The sequence below is a fragment of the Streptomyces sp. NPDC020958 genome, from assembly GCF_055562175.1.
This window is the reverse complement of sequence record NZ_JBVHFU010000004.1, coordinates 640,498-656,532: the sequence shown is the minus strand read 5'-3', so window position 1 is coordinate 656,532 and position 16,035 is coordinate 640,498. Positions and strand designations below refer to the sequence as shown.

The following is a 16,035-nucleotide window of genomic DNA, read 5'->3' as shown; positions in this document are numbered from 1 at the left end:
GCCTGCGGGTGGGGGGCCACCGGGGTGTGGTCCCCGGTGGGGGCGGCGGCCCGCGTCGACCATCGCGTTGTTGGGTACGCGACAACAAGATGGGTTTCGGAATCCTGACTTCCGCGTTACCCAAGGGTGGCGCGGGCTTACTGATCAATGGCCGCCGGATGGCCGGAAGTTGGGGTTCGATTGACCCGGAGGGCCGAAGGGGGCGCCGGGCAATGCGCGTTGACGGCGCATTGAGGGGCGTAATGATCCGGTGTCAGCGGGGCTTGAGGCCGTGCAGCAGGAGATGGACGTGGCTCTCCAGGCCGGCCAGGGCCTCGTCGGCGGGCAGGGCGCCGGCGGCTATGAGGCTGGCGAGGCCGTGGATGCCGGCCGCGGCGGCGAGGGTGAGCTGTTCCGGGTCGCCCTCGATGATCTCGCCGCGCCGCTGTGCCTCCGCGGTCAGCCGGACGAAGGACCCCATGGACAGGTCGACGGCTTCGGCCAGCCGCGCGTCGATGTCCGGGTCGTGCTTGCGCGCGAACATCAGCGCCAGCAGCTCGGGGTTCTCGACGGCGAAGCCGAGATAGGCCCGGGCGAGCGAGGTCAGGCGCGGCTCCAGGGCGGCTTCGGGCAGGTCCGCCGTGGTCAGGGCCCGGTTCAGACGGTCGTAGCCGCTGAGCGCGAGCGCGTCCAGCAGGGCCTGCTTGTCCTTGAAGTGCCGGCCGGGAGCGGCGTGGCTCACCCCGATGTCACGGGCCAGCTCGCGCAGGGACAGGGCGGCGGCGCCCTTCTCGCGCAGGGTGCGCTCGGCGCTGGTGAGCAGGGCGGCGCGCAGGTCTCCGTGGTGGTAGGGGCGGCTTTGCGGCATGGGGGCCATCGTAACCCGATGTTGGCGCTGACAGCTTTGTAGACGCTGCCACCTTTGTTGTCGTCGCCACCTTTGTTGTCGTTGACAGCATTGTTGTCGACGCCTACTTTGACGTCATGGCTGAGAAGAAGCACAAGTGGAACGTGAACGATCTCCCTGACCTCTCCGGCCGGACCGCCGTGGTCACCGGGGCCAACAGCGGTCTGGGCCTGGTGGCCACGGACGCGCTGGCGCGGGTGGGCGCCCATGTGGTGCTCGCGGTGCGGGACACCGAGCGCGGCCGGGCCGCCGCGGCGAAGGTGCCCGGCAGCACGGAGGTGCGCCGGCTGGACCTGGCCGACCTGTCCTCGGTGCGGGAGTTCGCGGACGGCTGGGACCGCCCGCTGGACCTGCTCATCAACAACGCGGGCGTGATGATGCTGCCGGAGCAGCGCACCGCCGACGGCTTCGAGATGCAGTTCGGCACCAACCACCTGGGCCACTTCGCGCTCACGAACCTGCTGCTGCCGTACGTCACCGACCGGGTGGTGACCGTCTCCTCCGGTCTGCACCGCGGCGGCGACGGCGTGATCCACTTCGATGACGTCAACCTGCGCGGCACCTACACCCCGGCCCGCGCCTACGCCCAGTCCAAGCTGGCCAACCTGTTGTTCGTCCTGGAGCTCCAGCGCCGTCTCACGGAGGCCGGTTCCCGGGTCCGCGCGCTCGCGGCGCACCCCGGCTACGCGGCGACCAACCTGCAGAGCCACCACGCCAATCCGCTCGCCCGGCTGGGTATGGCCCTCGGCAACCGGCTGCTCGCCCAGGACGACCGCGCGGGCACCCTGCCCACGCTCTACGCGGCGACCCAGGTCCTGCCCGGCGCGAGTTACGTCGGTCCCGACGGCCTCGGGGAGATGCGGGGCGCGCCGACGCTGGTCGGCCGCAGCCGGGCGGCGAGCGACCCGGCGGCGGCACGCCGGCTGTGGACGCTCTCGGAGGAGATGACCGGGGTCACGTGGACGCTGGGGGCGCGGGCCCTGTGAAGGTCCGGGGGGAGTGAACGCCCGGGTGGTGGACGCCGGCGAGCCCGGCGGCGGACCTGGATACGGTGAGCCGACACGACGTGCACGACGGCTTCCCGGGAGGTGGCGGTATGACCGCCGGCGCCGTGGACTTCTCCCTCACCGGACGTACGGCCCTGGTGACCGGCTCCGTGCGGGGGCTCGGTCTGGAGATGGCGCGGGGCCTGGCGGGGGCCGGGGCGCGGGTGGTGCTCAACGGGCGGGACGCGGGGGCGCTGGAGGCGGCGGTGACCCGGTTGCGTGCCGACGGCCTGGACGTGGTCGGCGTGGCGTTCGACGTGACCGACCGGGCGGCGGCCGAGGAGGCGGTGACCGCCGTCGGCACCCTCGACATCCTGGTCAACCACGTGGGCCACCGGGACCGCAGGGGCGTCGAGGAGATGACCCCGGACGAGCTGTCGGCGCTGCTCGACACGCATCTGACCTCGGCGTACGCGCTCAGCCAGACGGTGGCCCGGGGCCTGGCCGCGCGGGGCACGCCGGGCCGCATCATCAACGTCTCCTCCGTGGTCGGCCAGTTGGGCCGCACCGGTGACGTCGCCTACGCCACGGCGAAGGCGGGCCTGGACGGCCTGACCCGAGCCCTGGCGGCCGACCTCGGCCCGAGCGGTACGACGGTGAACTCGGTGGCGCCGGGCACGTTCGCCCCGTATGCCGATGCCGATGCCGATGCCTACGCCGGCGTGGACCCGGCCGCCGACCCGGAATGGGGGACCTGGCTGCGGACCCGGACCGCCCTGGGGCGCTGGGGCCGCCCGGCGGAGATCGCGGGGATCGTCGTCTTCCTCGCGAGCGAGGCTGCTTCCTTCATCACGGGGCAGACGATCGCGGTGGACGGTGGGATGACCACGACGTTCTGAGCAGGGCCGTCCGAGGCGGGAAGGGACGGCCGCGCGGGCGGTTCACAGAAAAATCTCAGTGAAGTCGGGGAAGGTTTCTCACCTTCGTGGGACACAGTGGAGCCTGATGAAGCGCACCTCACGCATCTACGTCACCACGCGCCGCGTCGCACTGTGCGCGGTGGTGGTCCTGGCCGCCACCTCGGCCTCCGTGGCCGCCGCCGACGAGGCGGCGGGTCCGTTCGGGGTGACCGCGGTGGTGGGGGCCACCGCCGCCAGCGCCAGGGTCGGGGCGCTGTTCAGCGCGGACAAGGCCGGCAGCCTGTCCGGCAACCACTTCTGCACCGCCTCCGTCGTGCACAGCCCGCAGCGGGACCTCATCGTCACCGCCGCGCACTGCGTCGACGGGGACGACGGCACGAACCTGGTGTTCGTGCCCGGCTACCGGGACGGGCTGGCGCCGTACGGGGTGTGGAAGGTCGGCAGGCGGTACCTGCCGGACGGCTGGTCGCACGGCCAGGACGAGGACAGCGACGTCGCCTTCGCCGCCGTGGACGAGCTGGCCGGCAAGCGCATCGAGGACGTCACCAGGGCCAACCGGTTCGCCACCGGCGTCGCCACCGGGGCCACCGCCGTGACCGTCATCGGGTACCCCGACTCCCGTGAGGTGCCGATCAGCTGCACCAACAAGCCCCTCGCCCACAGCTCCACCCAACAGCGCATCGACTGTCCCGAGTTCACCGGCGGCACCAGCGGGAGCCCCTGGGTGAACGGCGACCACGAGGTGGTGGGGGTGCTGGGCGGCCACGAGCAGGGCGGCGCCACGGCCGACACCTCGTACAGCGTGGTGCTCGGGCGCGAGGCCGCCGAGCTGTACCGGGACGCCACCGCCCGGTGAAACGGCGTCATGCGCGCCTTCCTGCTGTGAAATAGCGCCACTCTCAGCCGAAATGGCGTTGAACGGCCCTGCCATGGGGGAGGGTTGGGGCGTGCGGAAAGTATGGGTGATCGGTGGCGCGGCGGTCGGCCTCGGGCTGAGCTTCGTCATGCTGCTCGTCGTCGGGGTGTACGTCGTCGCCGGGAACCTCCTCAACGGGGTCGAGGGGGCCACCAGGAACCTGGCCAAGGGCTCGGTGCCGGCCGCCTACTCGGCTCTCGTGCAGAAGTGGGGCAACCTCTGCCCCGCCCTCAACCCCGCCCTGCTCGCCGCCCAGCTGTACCAGGAGAGCGGCTTCAACCCGAGGGCGCAGAGCGCGGCGGCGGCCCAGGGGATAGCGCAGTTCATCCCGGGGACGTGGGCCACCCACGGCATCGACGGCAACGGCGACGGGGTGCGGGACGTCTGGGACCCGAATGACGCGATCCCGTCGGCCGCCTCCTACGACTGCCAGCTCGCCTCGTACGTCAAGGACGTCCCCGGCAACGTCTCCGACAACATGCTCGCCGCGTACAACGCGGGGGCGTACGCGGTCATCAAGTACAAGGGTGTGCCGCCGTACGCGGAGACCCGGAACTACGTCAAGACGATCACCACCCTCGAGGACAGCTTCGCCGCGCCGGTCAGCCGGCTCTCGCCCACCAAGCAGGCCGCCGGTGCCATCACCTACGCCCAGAACAAGCTCGGCACCCCCTACCTCTGGGGCGGAAACGGCACAGCTCAGGACGGTGGCCGGTTCGACTGCTCGGGGCTGACGAAGGCGGCGTACGCGAGCGTCGGGATCACCCTGCCGCGGGTCGCCAACGACCAGTACAACGCCGGTCCGCACCCCTCCCGCAGCGAACTGCTCCCGGGAGACCTCGTCTTCTTCTCCACCGACCTCTCCGACTCCCGGGCCATCCACCACGTGGGTATCTACGTCGGGGGCGGGTACATGATCGACGCGCCGTACACCGGGGCCGTCATCCGCTTCGACCCCATCGACTCGGCAGACTACTTCGGGGCCACCCGGGTCACCGAAGATGGCGCGAAAGCACTCCCCACCACGGTGTGAACTGAGCGTGAAACCCACCCCTGAGCTGCGGCTTCGTGTCTCTCTTCGATAACGTCTGCGTGATCATTCGGTGGAGGGTGGAACGTAGGGGCGTAGGCCGTGCGTTCCTGTTGACGTAGCCGACCACGGGGGTGGCACGAGCGACGCACACCGTGTGCGTCCCGGAACGACGACGAAGGGGCCGCAGCACGATGGCTGTACTCGCCGAATCCGGATCCAACCCCGACGTCGACCTGCTCTACGACATCAACGGCCTGGCCAAGGACGCACCGCACTGGTTCGACCGGGTCATGGAGTTCGTCGGGGAGTACGGGCTGCTGGTCGCGATGGTGCTGCTGGTGGTGTGGTGCTGGTGGACCGTGCGGCGCCGCGGGGACGAGGACGCCCCCGCCACCCTGGCCGCGCTGGTCTGGGCGCCGCTCGCCGCCGCGCTCGCCGTCCTCGTGAACGTTCCCATCCGCGGCTTCGTCGAGCGCCCCCGGCCGTTCCTCACCCACCAGGGCCTCGACGTCCTGGTCTCCGGCAAGACCGACTACTCGTTCGTCAGCGACCACGCGACGATCACCATGGCGATGGGGGTCGGCCTGTTCGTCGCCCACCGCAGGTTCGGGCTGGTGGGCATCGCGCTGGCGCTGGCCGAGGGTTTCTGCCGGGTCTACATGGGCGTCCACTACCCGACGGACGTGGTCGGCGGGTTCGCGCTGGGCACGGCGGTCGTCCTCCTCCTGTCCCCGCTGGCGACGGCCCTGCTGACACCGGTGCTGAAGGCGGTCGGGTCGTCCCCGAGGGTGGGCGGGCTCGTACGGCGGCGGTCGGCGACGGTGGGGGTGGTGCCGGGGGCCCGTACGGCAGCCGAGCCGACGGACCGTGACCTGGCGGCATAGGCAGGCTGGGGCCCGGGGGTTTCACTCACCCGCGTGGGCGGGGTGCCGCTGCGCCCACCCGTGCCGCCCCAGCGGCGCGACTGCCCGCGGCTGCGACGTGTCCCGACAGGCGCGCGGGGCGCGACTGCGCGCGGCTGCGACGTGTCCCGACAGGCGCGCGGGGAACTGCGCGATCAGCCCCCACGCACCCGCAGCCGGACGAGCCGGCTCCTCACAGCCCCTGCGGATAAGAGAAGAACCTCTCCGGGTCGTACTGCTTCTTCACCTTGCCGAGCTTGGTCACCGCGTCCCCGTAGTACGCCTTCTTCCAGCCCGTCAGCGTCGGGTCCGTGTAGTTCTGGTACGCCGCGCCGGAGGCGTACGGCTTCATCGCCGCGTGCGCCGCGTTCAGCCACGCCTGACCCGAACCGCCGGAGGCACCCGCCCCCCACGACACGATGTACTGCGCCAGCATCCGCGACCGCCGGTGCACGAACGCCGTGGCCGTCGGCGCGACGCGGTTCACCGCCCCGCCGAGCGCCGTGAACGCGATGCTTCCCGCGCCGCCCCGGACCGCACCGATCTGCCTGAGCGCCGTCTGGATGCCGGCCGCCGACAGCGAACGGTCGAAGAAGTCGGAGCGGGCCGTGTACGTCTCCCGGCCGAGCCTGCCCTGCGGGGAGCGCCCGGGGGTGGAGCCGGGCAGATGGCACTGGGGCTCGGTGGCGAAGGAGGAGCAGCCGGCGTAGATCTCCATGACCTCCTCGTAGGCGTGGCGGCGCAGGGACACCGAGGAGGCGTTGGCGCCCGCCTTGTGGGCGAGGGCGTCGACCGCGTTCTGCAACTCGCCGTACGTGCCCATGGAGAAGCAGGCGACCGAGACGCGCGGCCCGCTGCCGGAGTTCTCCAGGTGCAGGGAGGACCAGATCTCGTCCGGCTGCGACGGACCCCACTCCTGCCAGGCCTTGAGGACCTGCGCGGCCTTCGACCACGGCCAGGTCAGGTACGCCGTCACGCCCTGCGGGGTGGGGTGGGTGGCGAACTGGAGCTCCGTGACGACGCCGAAGTTGCCGTTGCCCGCGCCGCGCAGCGCCCAGTAGAGGTCCTTGTTGGTGCTCGCGTCGGCGACCACCTGCGTACCGTCGGCGGTGATGACCGTCGCCCGGGTGAGGCTGTCGCAGGTCAGGCCGTACGCCCGGGACGCGACCCCGTGGCCGCCGCCGAGCACCAGGCCGGAGACGCCGACCGTGGGGCAGGAGCCCGCCGGGATGGTCACGCCCTTCGCGGCGAGCCCCCGGTAGACGTCGATCAGTTTGGCACCGGCGCCGACGACCGCCGTACCGCCGCCGACGCGGATGCGGTTGAGCCTGGAGACGTCGAGGATCAGCCGGCCGTCGCCGGAGGAGTAACCCGCGTAGGAGTGGCCGCCGTTGCGGATCGCGATCTTCAGGTTGTGGGCCTGGGCGTAGGAGAGGGTGGTGCGGATGTCGTCGGCGTGGGCGACGTACGCGACCGCCGACGGCTTCAGGGTGTCGAAGCGGGTGTTGTAGAGCTGGTGGGCGACCGTCCAGTTGGCCTCGCCGGGGCGTATCAGGGTGCCGTCCAGGGCGCGTGCGAGAGCGGCCCAGTTGGCCGCCGCCGCTGCGCTGGTGGTCTTCAGCGCGGTACGGGAGGATGTGGACGCGAGGGGCGTGCCGGTCGTCAGTGCCGTGCCCGCCCCGCCCGAGCCGCACCCCGTGAGTGCGGTCGCCGCGATGGCGGCTGCCCCGCCCGATATGAAGGTGCGCCGTTCCATGCCCGTGCCTTTCGTCGGCTGTCCTGGATCGAGACGGCGTCCGTCGCACACGGGTTCCCGTCCGGTGTAACGAACGCTGTGACGTCGTAACGGCTGTGATGGCGAACGCCGAAGACTTGTTCGCTTAACCCGGCGGTTGGGACCTGCACGTGCCCTCACCGTAAGCGTTCCGTGACCTAACCAGGCCGACGGCAGGGGTTCACCCTCCGTTCACTTGTGCCCATCGGCGGCTTCACCTGTTCTGCCTACTTTCGGCCGTACGCGATGCGGTGAGCGGTCGTAGAAACCCAGTCGGGGAGCCCCTCGCTTCGTCACCACTACTTCGCACGCCGCCGAAGGTGGCGCCTCTGGAAGGAACTCCCGAAAGTGAAGCTTCAGCGCAAGAACCGGCTGCGCGTTCTGTCTCTCGGTGCTGTCGCCGTCACCGGTGCCCTGACCCTTACGGCGTGCGGCTCGGACGACAACGGCAGCAGCAGCGGTTCGAGCAGCAACCCCTCGACCTCCGCCAACGCCAGCTCCATCAAGTGCGACAACGCCAAAGGTCAGCTGCTCGCCGACGGCTCCTCCGCGCAGAAGAACGCGATCGACGCCTGGGTGAAGAACTTCTCGCAGGCCTGTGGTGTCCAGATCAACTACAAGGGCTCCGGCTCCGGCGCCGGTGTGACCGCCTTCACGCAGGGTCAGGTCGCCTTCGCCGGTTCCGACTCCGCGCTCAAGCCCGAAGAGGTCACCGCCTCCAAGAAGGTCTGCTCCGGCGGCCAGGGCATCGACCTCCCGATGGTCGGCGGCGCCATCGCGATCGGCTACAACGTCCCGGGTGTCGACAACCTGGTTCTGGACGCGCCGACCCTCGCGAAGATCTTCGACAGCAAGATCACCAACTGGAACGACGCGGCGATCAAGAAGCTGAACCCGACCGCGAAGCTCCCGAACCTGAAGATCCAGGCGTTCCACCGCTCGGACGAGTCGGGTACGACGGACAACCTGACCAAGTACCTGATCGCCTCCGCCCCGAGCGACTGGAAGTACTCCGGCGGCAAGGCCTGGCAGGCCAAGGGCGGCCAGTCCGCTCCGCAGTCCGCGGGCGTCGCCCAGCAGGTCAAGCAGACCTCCGGCGCCATCGGCTACTTCGAGCTCTCCTACGTCTCGGACGGCATCAAGGCCGCCAGCATCGACACGGGCGCCAGCAAGCCGGTCGCCCCGTCCACCGCGTCCGCCACCGCCGACATCGCGGCCGCCCAGGTCGTCGGCACCGGCAAGGACCTGTCGCTGAAGCTGGACTACAAGACCAAGGCCGAGGGCGCGTACCCGATCAGCCTGGTCACCTACGAGATCGCCTGCGACAAGGGCAACAAGGCCGACACCCTCCCGGCGACCAAGGCGTTCCTGCGCTACGTCGCCTCCGAGGACGGCCAGAAGGTCCTCTCCACGATCAACTACGCCCCGATCCCCGACGAGATCATCGCCAAGGTCCGCACCACCATCGAGGGCCTGAGCTAAAGATCCGCGAGTGCGGCCGAGTCCCGCGAGGGGCCCGGCCGCACCGTCCGGTGCACCGCCGCCCGGAGTCGTACGCCCCCCACAGCCGGGACGTACGGCTCCTCCGAGCCGCCCGCGAGGGCGACTCCGCAGACCGGAGAACCCGATGGACACAACGACGCAGACGACAGACGCCCCGCCCCCCCTTCCACAGCCCGGCGTCGCCGAGCAGAAGCGCAACGCACGCGGCGCCACCCGCGCAGGTGACCGGGTCTTCCTCGGTCTTTCCCGCGGTTCCGGCGTCCTGCTGCTGGTGATCATGGCCGCGATCGCGGTCTTCCTCACCTACCGCGCCGCCCTCGCGATCAACCGCGACCACAGCAACTTCCTCACCACCTTCGAGTGGAACACCAACCTCATCCCGCCGAGCTTCGGTATCGCGGTCCTCGCCTTCGGCACGGTGGTCTCCTCGATCATCGCCATGGCCATCGCCGTCCCGATCGCCGTCGCCATCGCGCTGTTCATCACGCACTACGCGCCGCGCCGGATCGCCGGACCCGTCGCCTACGTGATCGACCTGCTCGCCGCGGTGCCGTCCATCGTGTACGGCCTGTGGGGCGGACTCGTCCTCGTGCCGCACATGACCGGCCTGTTCGGCTGGCTCAACGACTTCTTCGGCTGGACCGGGTTCCTCTCCTGGGACGGCGGCGCCCCGCGCTCGCTGCTGACCGTCGCCATCCTGCTCGCGATCATGATCCTGCCGGTCATCACCAACGTGAGCCGCGAGGTCTTCCGGCAGGTTCCGCAGATGCACGAGGAGGCCGCGCTCGCGCTCGGCGCCACGCGCTGGGAGGTCATCCGCATGGCGGTGCTGCCCTTCGGGCGCTCCGGCGTGATCTCCGCCTCGATGCTCGGCCTCGGCCGCGCCCTCGGCGAGACGATGGCCGTCGCCACCGTGCTCTCCCCGGACTTCGACATCCACGCCAGCCTGCTCAACCCGGGCGGCGGCACCTTCGCCCAGAACATCGCCAGCAAGTTCGGTGAGGCGACCTCCGACGGCCGTGACGCGCTCATCGCCTCCGGTCTGGTCCTGTTCGTCATCACCCTGCTGGTCAACGGCGCGGCCCGGATCATCATCCAGCGCCGTGCGGAGTACTCGGGGGCCAACGCATGAGCACCGCAGCAGTCGCCGACAAGCGCCCCAGCACGCTCCAGGGCGCCAGTCTCCCCTCGTGGTCCCCGTACGCCATCGTCGGCGGGTCGATCGTCCTGGGCGTGGTCATCGGTCTGGTGGCCGGCCTGGACAGCAAGATCCAGTGGGGTCTGATCGCGGGCCTCCTGTACGTCCTCGGCACCTACGGCATCGCCGCCAAGGTCGAGGGCGGCCGGCAGGCCAAGGACCGCGTCGCCACCTCCCTGGTCTGGGTCGCCTTCGTCATCGCCGTGGTCCCGCTGGTCTCCCTGCTCTGGGTGACCGTCTCGCGCGGCGTGAAGGTCCTGGACATCTACTTCCTCACCCACTCCATGGGCGTCGTCGCCGACTCCCAGCCCGGCGGTGGTGCCTACGCGGCCATCATCGGCTCGCTGGAGCAGGTCGGTCTCGCCACTCTGATCGGCGCCCCGATCGGTATCCTCACCGCGGTCTACCTCGTCGAGTACGGACGCGGCCGGCTGGCCAAGTCCGTCACCTTCTTCGTGGACGTGATGACCGGTATCCCGTCGATCGTCGCGGGTCTGTTCATCCTCAGCATCATGCTGATCTTCGACATGCAGCCGTTCGGCTTCGCCGGATCGCTGGCCCTGGCCATCCTGATGATGCCGGTGGTCGTGCGCTCCACCGAGGAGATGCTCAAGCTCGTCCCGAACGAGCTGCGCGAGGCGTCCCTGGCGCTCGGCGTGCCCAAGTGGCGCACCATCCTGAAGGTGGTCCTGCCGACCTCCATCGGCGGTATCACGACCGGCGTCATGCTGGCCGTGGCCCGTATCGCGGGCGAGACCGCCCCGGTTCTGTTGCTGGTGTTCGGCAACCCGTTCATCAACAACAACCCCTTCGAGGGTGCGCAGTCGTCGCTGCCGCTGTTCATCTACCAGCAGTACGCGAACAGCGCCGGTGCCAACGCGGCCTACGACCGGGCCTGGGCGGCCTCGCTCACGCTGATCGCCTTCGTGATGATCCTCAATCTGGTGGCCCGCGGCATCGCCCGCTGGAAGGCCCCGAAGACCGGTCGCTGACCGGCCTCACAGCGACCGACCGTCTGGAAGTGAAGAAGTAATGTCCAAGCGAATCGACGTCAGCGGGCTCACCGCTTTCTACGGCTCCCACAAGGCCATCGACGACATCTCGATGAACATAGAGCCGCGCACCGTCACGGCGTTCATCGGCCCCTCCGGCTGCGGCAAGTCGACGTTCCTGCGCACGCTGAACCGGATGCACGAGGTCACCCCCGGCGGCCGGGTCGAGGGCAAGGTCCTCCTCGACGACGAGAACCTGTACGGCGCCGGGATCGACCCCGTGTCGGTGCGCCGTGAGGTCGGCATGGTGTTCCAGCGCCCGAACCCGTTCCCCACGATGTCGATCTTCGACAACGTGGCCGCGGGTCTGCGGCTGAACGGCAACTACAAGAAGAGCGAGCTCGGCGACATCGTCGAGAAGTCGCTCAAGGGCGCGAACCTCTGGAACGAGGTCAAGGACCGCCTGAACAAGCCCGGCTCCGGGCTCTCCGGTGGTCAGCAGCAGCGGCTGTGCATCGCCCGCGCGATCGCGGTCGAGCCGAAGGTGCTGCTCATGGACGAGCCCTGCTCCGCCCTCGACCCGATCTCCACCCTCGCCATCGAGGACCTGATCGGTGAGCTGAAGGAGCGCTTCACGATCGTCATCGTGACGCACAACATGCAGCAGGCGGCGCGGGTCTCGGACCGCACGGCCTTCTTCAACCTGGCCGCCGTCGGCCAGCCCGGCAAGCTGATCGAGATCGACGAGACGGAGCGCATCTTCTCCAACCCGTCGGTCCAGGCCACCGAGGACTACATCTCGGGCCGCTTCGGCTGAGCCGACACCGACCCCTCGCGGTGCTGCATGGCGGTGCCACCGCGAGGACGCAAAAGGGCCCGCCCCTGGCTCCCGGGGGCGGGCCCGCTTTTTGCACAGGTCAGGTTTGCTGCCGTTCAGGCGGGTGGGGGTCCCAGCCGACCGTGAACGACCACGTGACCCCTTGTTCTGCCGTGGACTGGAGCGAACCCGTCGCGTGGCGCTCAGACATCTGCATCTCGTTCATGGTGGGCAGGACCTTCCCTTTCTCACACAGGAGAGGGAAGGAGACGCCTGTCGGGTGCACCTGCACGCGAAGGCGTCCCGGGCCCTGGCAGTTGATGGCGATCGCCAGGGTTTTTCCTGCTTTGATTCCATCAGGAATCGGGTATACGGCGCTTTCCGTCAGGCGAGTTCCGGTGGCCAGAGCGGTGATGCCGTCGGAGGTGAGCTTCGGTGCTTTCGTGACCGACGGCCCGTGCGGATCAGCGGTCCTCCCGGGAGCCGCCTCGGTGTGCGATGCGCTGACGGCAGGGCTTGAACGACTGAGGGTGGGGGCGCCGGCTCCGTGGGCGCTGCAGCCGGCTACGGCCATGGCGGCGGTGAGTGCACAGACGGCGCCGCGAACCGACGCGCCATGGTGTGGCATCAGCTTGTCTCCCAGAGGGGGGCTGGGGTGGCGTGACTACAGCACCGTCAGCTTGAGGATCCCGTAGGCCGCTGCTGCGACCAGGGCTGCTGCCGGCATCGTGATGAACCAGCCCAGGACGATGTTCTTGGCCACGCCCCAGCGGACCGCGTTCACGCGCTTCGTGGCGCCGACGCCCATGATGGCCGAGGTGATCACGTGGGTCGTGGAGATCGGCGCCTTGAAGAGGTACGCCGTGGTGAACATGATCGACGCACCCGTGGCCTCGGCCGCGAAGCCCTGCGGGGGGTCGAGCTCGATGATCTTGCGCCCCAGGGTGCGCATGATGCGCCAGCCGCCCGCGTAGGTGCCGAGGGAGAGCATCAGCGCGCAGACGATCTTCACCCAGGCCGGGATCGGGTCGCCGTACGTCTCGTGGCCGGAGATCACCAGGGCCATCACGACGACACCCATGGTCTTCTGGGCGTCCTGGAGGCCGTGGCCGAGGGCCATGCCGGCCGCGGAGACGGTCTGGGCTATGCGGAAGCCGCGCTTCGCCTTGTGCGGGTTGGACCGGCGGAACAGCCACATGATGGCCGTCATGACCAGGTAGCCGAGGATCAGTCCGACCACCGGCGACAGGAACATCGGAATGATGATCTTGTCGACGACGCCGTTCCAGAGGACCTCCGTGCCCCCGGCCAGGGCCGCGCCGACGAGCCCGCCGAACAGGGCGTGGGAGGACGACGACGGCAGGCCGAAGTACCAGGTCACCAGGTTCCAGACGATCGCGCCGACGAGCGCCGCGAACAGGATGCCCATGCCCTGGGAGCCCTGCGGGGTCTCGATGAGGCCCTCGCTGACCGTCTTGGCGACCCCGGAGCCCAGGAAGGCGCCCGCGAGATTCATCACAGCGGCCATCGCGAGCGCCGCCCGCGGGGTCAGGGCCCGCGTCGACACCGAGGTCGCGATCGCGTTCGCCGAGTCGTGGAAGCCGTTCGTGTACGTGAAGAAGAGCGCGACCAGGATGGTCACGACCAGCGCGAAGGTGTCCATCGACGCCTCAGGACTCCTTGACGGCGATGGTCTCCACCGTGTTCGCCACGTGCTCGAACGCGTCCGCCGCCTCTTCCAGGACGTCCACGATCTGCTTGAGCTTCAGCACCTCGATCGCGTCGTACTTGCCGTTGAAGAGGTGGGCGAGAAGCTTGCGGTGGATCTGGTCGGCCTGGTTCTCGAGCCGGTTGATCTCGATCCAGTACTCGGTGAGGTTGTCCAGCGTGCGCAGGTGGGGCATCGCCTCGGCCGTCAGGTCGGCGGCCCGTGCCAGCACCTCGATCTGCTGCTCGACGCCCTTCGGCAGTTCCTCGACGTTGTAGAGGACGACCAGGTCGACGGCCTCCTCCATGAAGTCCATGATGTCGTCGAGGGAGGACGCGAGGGTGTAGATGTCCTCGCGGTCGAACGGCGTGATGAACGAGGAGTTCAGCTGGTGGAAGATCGCGTGTGTGGCGTCGTCACCTGCGTGTTCCGCTGCCCGCATACGCTCTGCGATCTCGGCCCGGGCAGACGCGTCCGCCCCGAGCAGTTCCATCAGGAGCTTCGAGCCGGTGACGATGTTGTCCGCGGAGGCGGCGAACATGTCGTAGAAGCTCGTCTCCCTGGGGGTCAGACGAAAGCGCACTTGGGGTCCTCGGTATGCATGGGTTTCGGTCAGGCTGATGCTAAGCGCATCATCCGGCCACGGCTAATGGGCCGCCGTCCAGTTTCGCCCATCGGGCATGGTGATCAGCACGGGGGCGTCCCGAGGGCCCTATACCCAGCAAAGTTCGTTACCATATACCCACCAGGGGTATGTGTCTCGATAATGCGGAGGACGCGATGACGACCACCGAGGCCGACGCCGTGACGCCCTCCGGGGGCGGAGCACCGGCGACCACGCACGGCTACCACAAGCAGAAGGACGAGCACCTCAAGCGGCTGCGCCGGATCGAGGGCCAGATCAGGGGCCTGCAGCGCATGGTGGACGAGGACACCTACTGCATCGACATACTCACCCAGGTCTCGGCCTCCACCAAGGCCCTGCAGTCCTTCGCCCTGCAGCTCCTGGAGGAGCACCTGCGGCACTGCGTCGCCGACGCCGCCGTCAAGGGCGGCGACGAGATCGACGCGAAGGTGGAGGAGGCCACGAAGGCGATCGGCCGCCTGCTGCGGACGTGACCGCGCCGGCGGGGCACCGGAACTAGCCGTCCCCGCGTTCTTCGGCCACTCTCAGCACCTCGTCGATGCTCTCCAGGCTGAGGCGGTCCTCGGCGGCCGACGCCGCGATGATCAGCTCTCCGCACAGCTCGATCTCGGCGAGGGCCACGTGGTCCTGAACTGCCGTACCGCCGACCGGAGCCACGCGCATCACCTCTTCTCTGCCGTCACCGCTTCCTAGAGTAGGCAGCGGTCTACACAACGCGCATGGCACGGACGGGCTAGTTCACAGGTTGTACGGGCTCGATCCCGGACTAGTGCGGCGGCTGGTTTTCGGCGATCCGGCCCGCGTAGATGTCCCGGGAGCGCGGCAACCTCACGTCCACGGGGGTGCCGAAGTCGTACAGCAGGGTGGTGGAGGCGACCGCGACCGTGCCCTTGCTGGTGTCGTTGACGAAGCTGAACCGCTGCCTGAGCTTGCGGATCCGGCCCTGGTCGTCGAGGTACACGTCGAACGGGACCTCGGCGGTGGCGAACCCCTTCGCCGCGGCGGCGAGGGCCGGCCGGTTGCCCGGGGAGGCGGCCTCGGCCGCGACGGCCAGGTCGGCGGTGCCCCGGTAGTGCCGGACCCCGGCGCCCGCGACCTCCGTCCGCCCGACGTACGTCGCCGTGCGCGTGCCGCGCAGCAGTTCGGCCGCCGCGAACGGGTCGGTCGCGCCGCCGGTCACCAGGTTGCCGTCGGAGAGGGAGGCGGTCTCCACCCGCACCCATTTGTCGGCGGGCACCCCGGCGCCCCGGTTCTTCATGAACAGCGCGCCCGGGGCGAGGAGTTCGGTGATCGGGCGGTGCTCGGGGGTGCCGGTGGGGTCCTGCGGGAGGACGACCGTGAGCCTGCCGAGCTGCTGGTCGTAGTCGTAGACGCCCTGCCCGCGGATGGTGACCCGGGTGCCGCCGGCCGCCATCTCCATCGACGTGGTCGCCCTGGACGTGCGGGCGTTCAGCAGGGCGTCCGCCGCGTGTTCGAGGACGGTGACCGGGTCCCCGGGCGGTCCGCTCGCACCCTCCGCCGTGGCGCCGCCGCAGCCGGTGGCGCACGCGCCGAGTCCGACCACGAGGCCCACGGTGACGGCCGTCTTCCCAGCGCGCCTGTGCTGCCGCCGATCCATCGCTGCCTACCCCCACCGGTACGTCCGTCGCGGGCCGCCTGTCGTTCCGGTTAACGAGGGGTGAGGGGGGCCGTCACGCATGCCTGGGCTTCACCGGCGCTGGGTAACGTTGTCGGTGTGGCGCAGGAGGACGGTT

At 69.7% G+C, this 16,035-nt stretch carries 16 protein-coding genes; 10 read left to right on the top strand and 6 right to left on the bottom strand.

All coding sequences use genetic code 11. From position 1 onward, the window contains the following. Positions 1-253 precede the first annotated feature (253 nt). The gene (locus ACZ3KP_RS16950; RefSeq protein WP_467500235.1) at positions 254-856 is read right to left on the bottom strand and encodes a TetR/AcrR family transcriptional regulator; all 603 of its coding nucleotides are present in this window, start codon (positions 854-856) and stop codon (positions 254-256) included. 107 nt (positions 857-963) lie between these two features. Between ACZ3KP_RS16950 and ACZ3KP_RS16945 the strand changes: the two genes are divergently transcribed. The 5 genes from ACZ3KP_RS16945 (at position 964) to ACZ3KP_RS16925 (ending at position 5,625) form a co-directional block, all read left to right on the top strand. Next, positions 964-1,872 (top strand): oxidoreductase, encoded by a 909-nt coding sequence (locus ACZ3KP_RS16945; RefSeq protein ID WP_467500233.1) that lies wholly within the window; start codon positions 964-966, stop codon positions 1,870-1,872. Between the two features lie 110 nt (positions 1,873-1,982). After that, positions 1,983-2,771 (top strand): SDR family oxidoreductase, encoded by a 789-nt coding sequence (locus tag ACZ3KP_RS16940; protein WP_467500231.1) that lies wholly within the window; start codon positions 1,983-1,985, stop codon positions 2,769-2,771. Positions 2,772-2,877: 106 nt separating this feature from the next. Further along, on the top strand, positions 2,878-3,648 hold the full coding sequence (locus ACZ3KP_RS16935; protein WP_358984345.1) for a trypsin-like serine peptidase: 771 nt from the start codon (positions 2,878-2,880) through the stop codon (positions 3,646-3,648). Between the two features lie 73 nt (positions 3,649-3,721). Next, positions 3,722-4,741, top strand: a complete 1,020-nt coding sequence (locus ACZ3KP_RS16930) for a C40 family peptidase (protein WP_467500301.1) — start codon at positions 3,722-3,724, stop codon at positions 4,739-4,741. A 191-nt stretch (positions 4,742-4,932) separates the two neighbouring features. Next, entirely contained in the window at positions 4,933-5,625 is a 693-nt protein-coding gene (locus tag ACZ3KP_RS16925; RefSeq protein WP_467500229.1) for a phosphatase PAP2 family protein, read from the top strand. Positions 5,626-5,836: 211 nt separating this feature from the next. Here ACZ3KP_RS16925 and ACZ3KP_RS16920 read toward each other — a convergent pair whose 3' ends face one another. Further along, positions 5,837-7,399, bottom strand: a complete 1,563-nt coding sequence (locus tag ACZ3KP_RS16920) for an FAD-binding oxidoreductase (protein WP_467500227.1) — start codon at positions 7,397-7,399, stop codon at positions 5,837-5,839. 366 nt (positions 7,400-7,765) lie between these two features. On the opposite strand from ACZ3KP_RS16920, the gene pstS reads away from it, so the two are divergent. The 4 genes from pstS (at position 7,766) to pstB (ending at position 11,927) form a co-directional block, all read left to right on the top strand. Further along, entirely contained in the window at positions 7,766-8,899 is a 1,134-nt protein-coding gene (gene pstS, locus ACZ3KP_RS16915) for a phosphate ABC transporter substrate-binding protein PstS (protein WP_467500225.1), read from the top strand. 145 nt (positions 8,900-9,044) lie between these two features. Continuing rightward, positions 9,045-10,052 (top strand): phosphate ABC transporter permease subunit PstC, encoded by a 1,008-nt coding sequence (gene pstC, locus ACZ3KP_RS16910; RefSeq protein ID WP_467500223.1) that lies wholly within the window; start codon positions 9,045-9,047, stop codon positions 10,050-10,052. Next, positions 10,049-11,110: a phosphate ABC transporter permease PstA gene (gene pstA, locus ACZ3KP_RS16905; protein ID WP_467500221.1), complete on the top strand. Its 1,062-nt coding sequence runs from the start codon at positions 10,049-10,051 to the stop codon at positions 11,108-11,110. The genes pstC and pstA overlap by 4 nt, the downstream gene beginning before the upstream one ends. Before the next feature lie 40 nt (positions 11,111-11,150). Continuing rightward, complete coding sequence (pstB, locus tag ACZ3KP_RS16900; protein WP_132892120.1) at positions 11,151-11,927, top strand: phosphate ABC transporter ATP-binding protein PstB; 777 nt, start codon at positions 11,151-11,153, stop codon at positions 11,925-11,927. A 664-nt stretch (positions 11,928-12,591) separates the two neighbouring features. Here the strand turns inward: pstB and ACZ3KP_RS16895 are convergent. Beyond that, positions 12,592-13,590, bottom strand: a complete 999-nt coding sequence (locus tag ACZ3KP_RS16895) for an inorganic phosphate transporter (RefSeq protein ID WP_467500219.1) — start codon at positions 13,588-13,590, stop codon at positions 12,592-12,594. A gap of 7 nt (positions 13,591-13,597) precedes the next feature. Next, positions 13,598-14,218, bottom strand: a complete 621-nt coding sequence (locus ACZ3KP_RS16890; protein ID WP_360251577.1) for a DUF47 domain-containing protein — start codon at positions 14,216-14,218, stop codon at positions 13,598-13,600. 197 nt (positions 14,219-14,415) lie between these two features. Here ACZ3KP_RS16890 and ACZ3KP_RS16885 point away from each other — a divergent pair, with 197 nt between their 5' ends. Beyond that, positions 14,416-14,754, top strand: coding sequence for a metal-sensitive transcriptional regulator (locus ACZ3KP_RS16885; protein ID WP_132892117.1), 339 nt, complete (start codon positions 14,416-14,418; stop codon positions 14,752-14,754). Between the two features lie 22 nt (positions 14,755-14,776). Here ACZ3KP_RS16885 and ACZ3KP_RS16880 read toward each other — a convergent pair whose 3' ends face one another. Further along, entirely contained in the window at positions 14,777-14,944 is a 168-nt protein-coding gene (locus ACZ3KP_RS16880; protein WP_165939509.1) for a hypothetical protein, read from the bottom strand. Between the two features lie 103 nt (positions 14,945-15,047). Further along, positions 15,048-15,899 (bottom strand): SCO4651 family lipoprotein, encoded by an 852-nt coding sequence (locus tag ACZ3KP_RS16875; protein ID WP_467500215.1) that lies wholly within the window; start codon positions 15,897-15,899, stop codon positions 15,048-15,050. Between the last annotated feature and the right edge of the window lie 136 nt (positions 15,900-16,035).

Coding starts and splice junctions, on each gene's coding strand:
- ACZ3KP_RS16950 (WP_467500235.1), bottom strand. CDS start 856: ATGGCCCCCATGCCGCAAAGCCGCCCCTACCACCACGGAGACCTGCGC.
- ACZ3KP_RS16945 (WP_467500233.1), top strand. CDS start 964: ATGGCTGAGAAGAAGCACAAGTGGAACGTGAACGATCTCCCTGACCTC.
- ACZ3KP_RS16940 (WP_467500231.1), top strand. CDS start 1,983: ATGACCGCCGGCGCCGTGGACTTCTCCCTCACCGGACGTACGGCCCTG.
- ACZ3KP_RS16935 (WP_358984345.1), top strand. CDS start 2,878: ATGAAGCGCACCTCACGCATCTACGTCACCACGCGCCGCGTCGCACTG.
- ACZ3KP_RS16930 (WP_467500301.1), top strand. CDS start 3,722: ATGGGGGAGGGTTGGGGCGTGCGGAAAGTATGGGTGATCGGTGGCGCG.
- ACZ3KP_RS16925 (WP_467500229.1), top strand. CDS start 4,933: ATGGCTGTACTCGCCGAATCCGGATCCAACCCCGACGTCGACCTGCTC.
- ACZ3KP_RS16920 (WP_467500227.1), bottom strand. CDS start 7,399: ATGGAACGGCGCACCTTCATATCGGGCGGGGCAGCCGCCATCGCGGCG.
- pstC (WP_467500223.1), top strand. CDS start 9,045: ATGGACACAACGACGCAGACGACAGACGCCCCGCCCCCCCTTCCACAG.
- pstA (WP_467500221.1), top strand. CDS start 10,049: ATGAGCACCGCAGCAGTCGCCGACAAGCGCCCCAGCACGCTCCAGGGC.
- pstB (WP_132892120.1), top strand. CDS start 11,151: ATGTCCAAGCGAATCGACGTCAGCGGGCTCACCGCTTTCTACGGCTCC.
- ACZ3KP_RS16895 (WP_467500219.1), bottom strand. CDS start 13,590: ATGGACACCTTCGCGCTGGTCGTGACCATCCTGGTCGCGCTCTTCTTC.
- ACZ3KP_RS16885 (WP_132892117.1), top strand. CDS start 14,416: ATGACGACCACCGAGGCCGACGCCGTGACGCCCTCCGGGGGCGGAGCA.
- ACZ3KP_RS16880 (WP_165939509.1), bottom strand. CDS start 14,944: ATGCGCGTGGCTCCGGTCGGCGGTACGGCAGTTCAGGACCACGTGGCC.
- ACZ3KP_RS16875 (WP_467500215.1), bottom strand. CDS start 15,899: ATGGATCGGCGGCAGCACAGGCGCGCTGGGAAGACGGCCGTCACCGTG.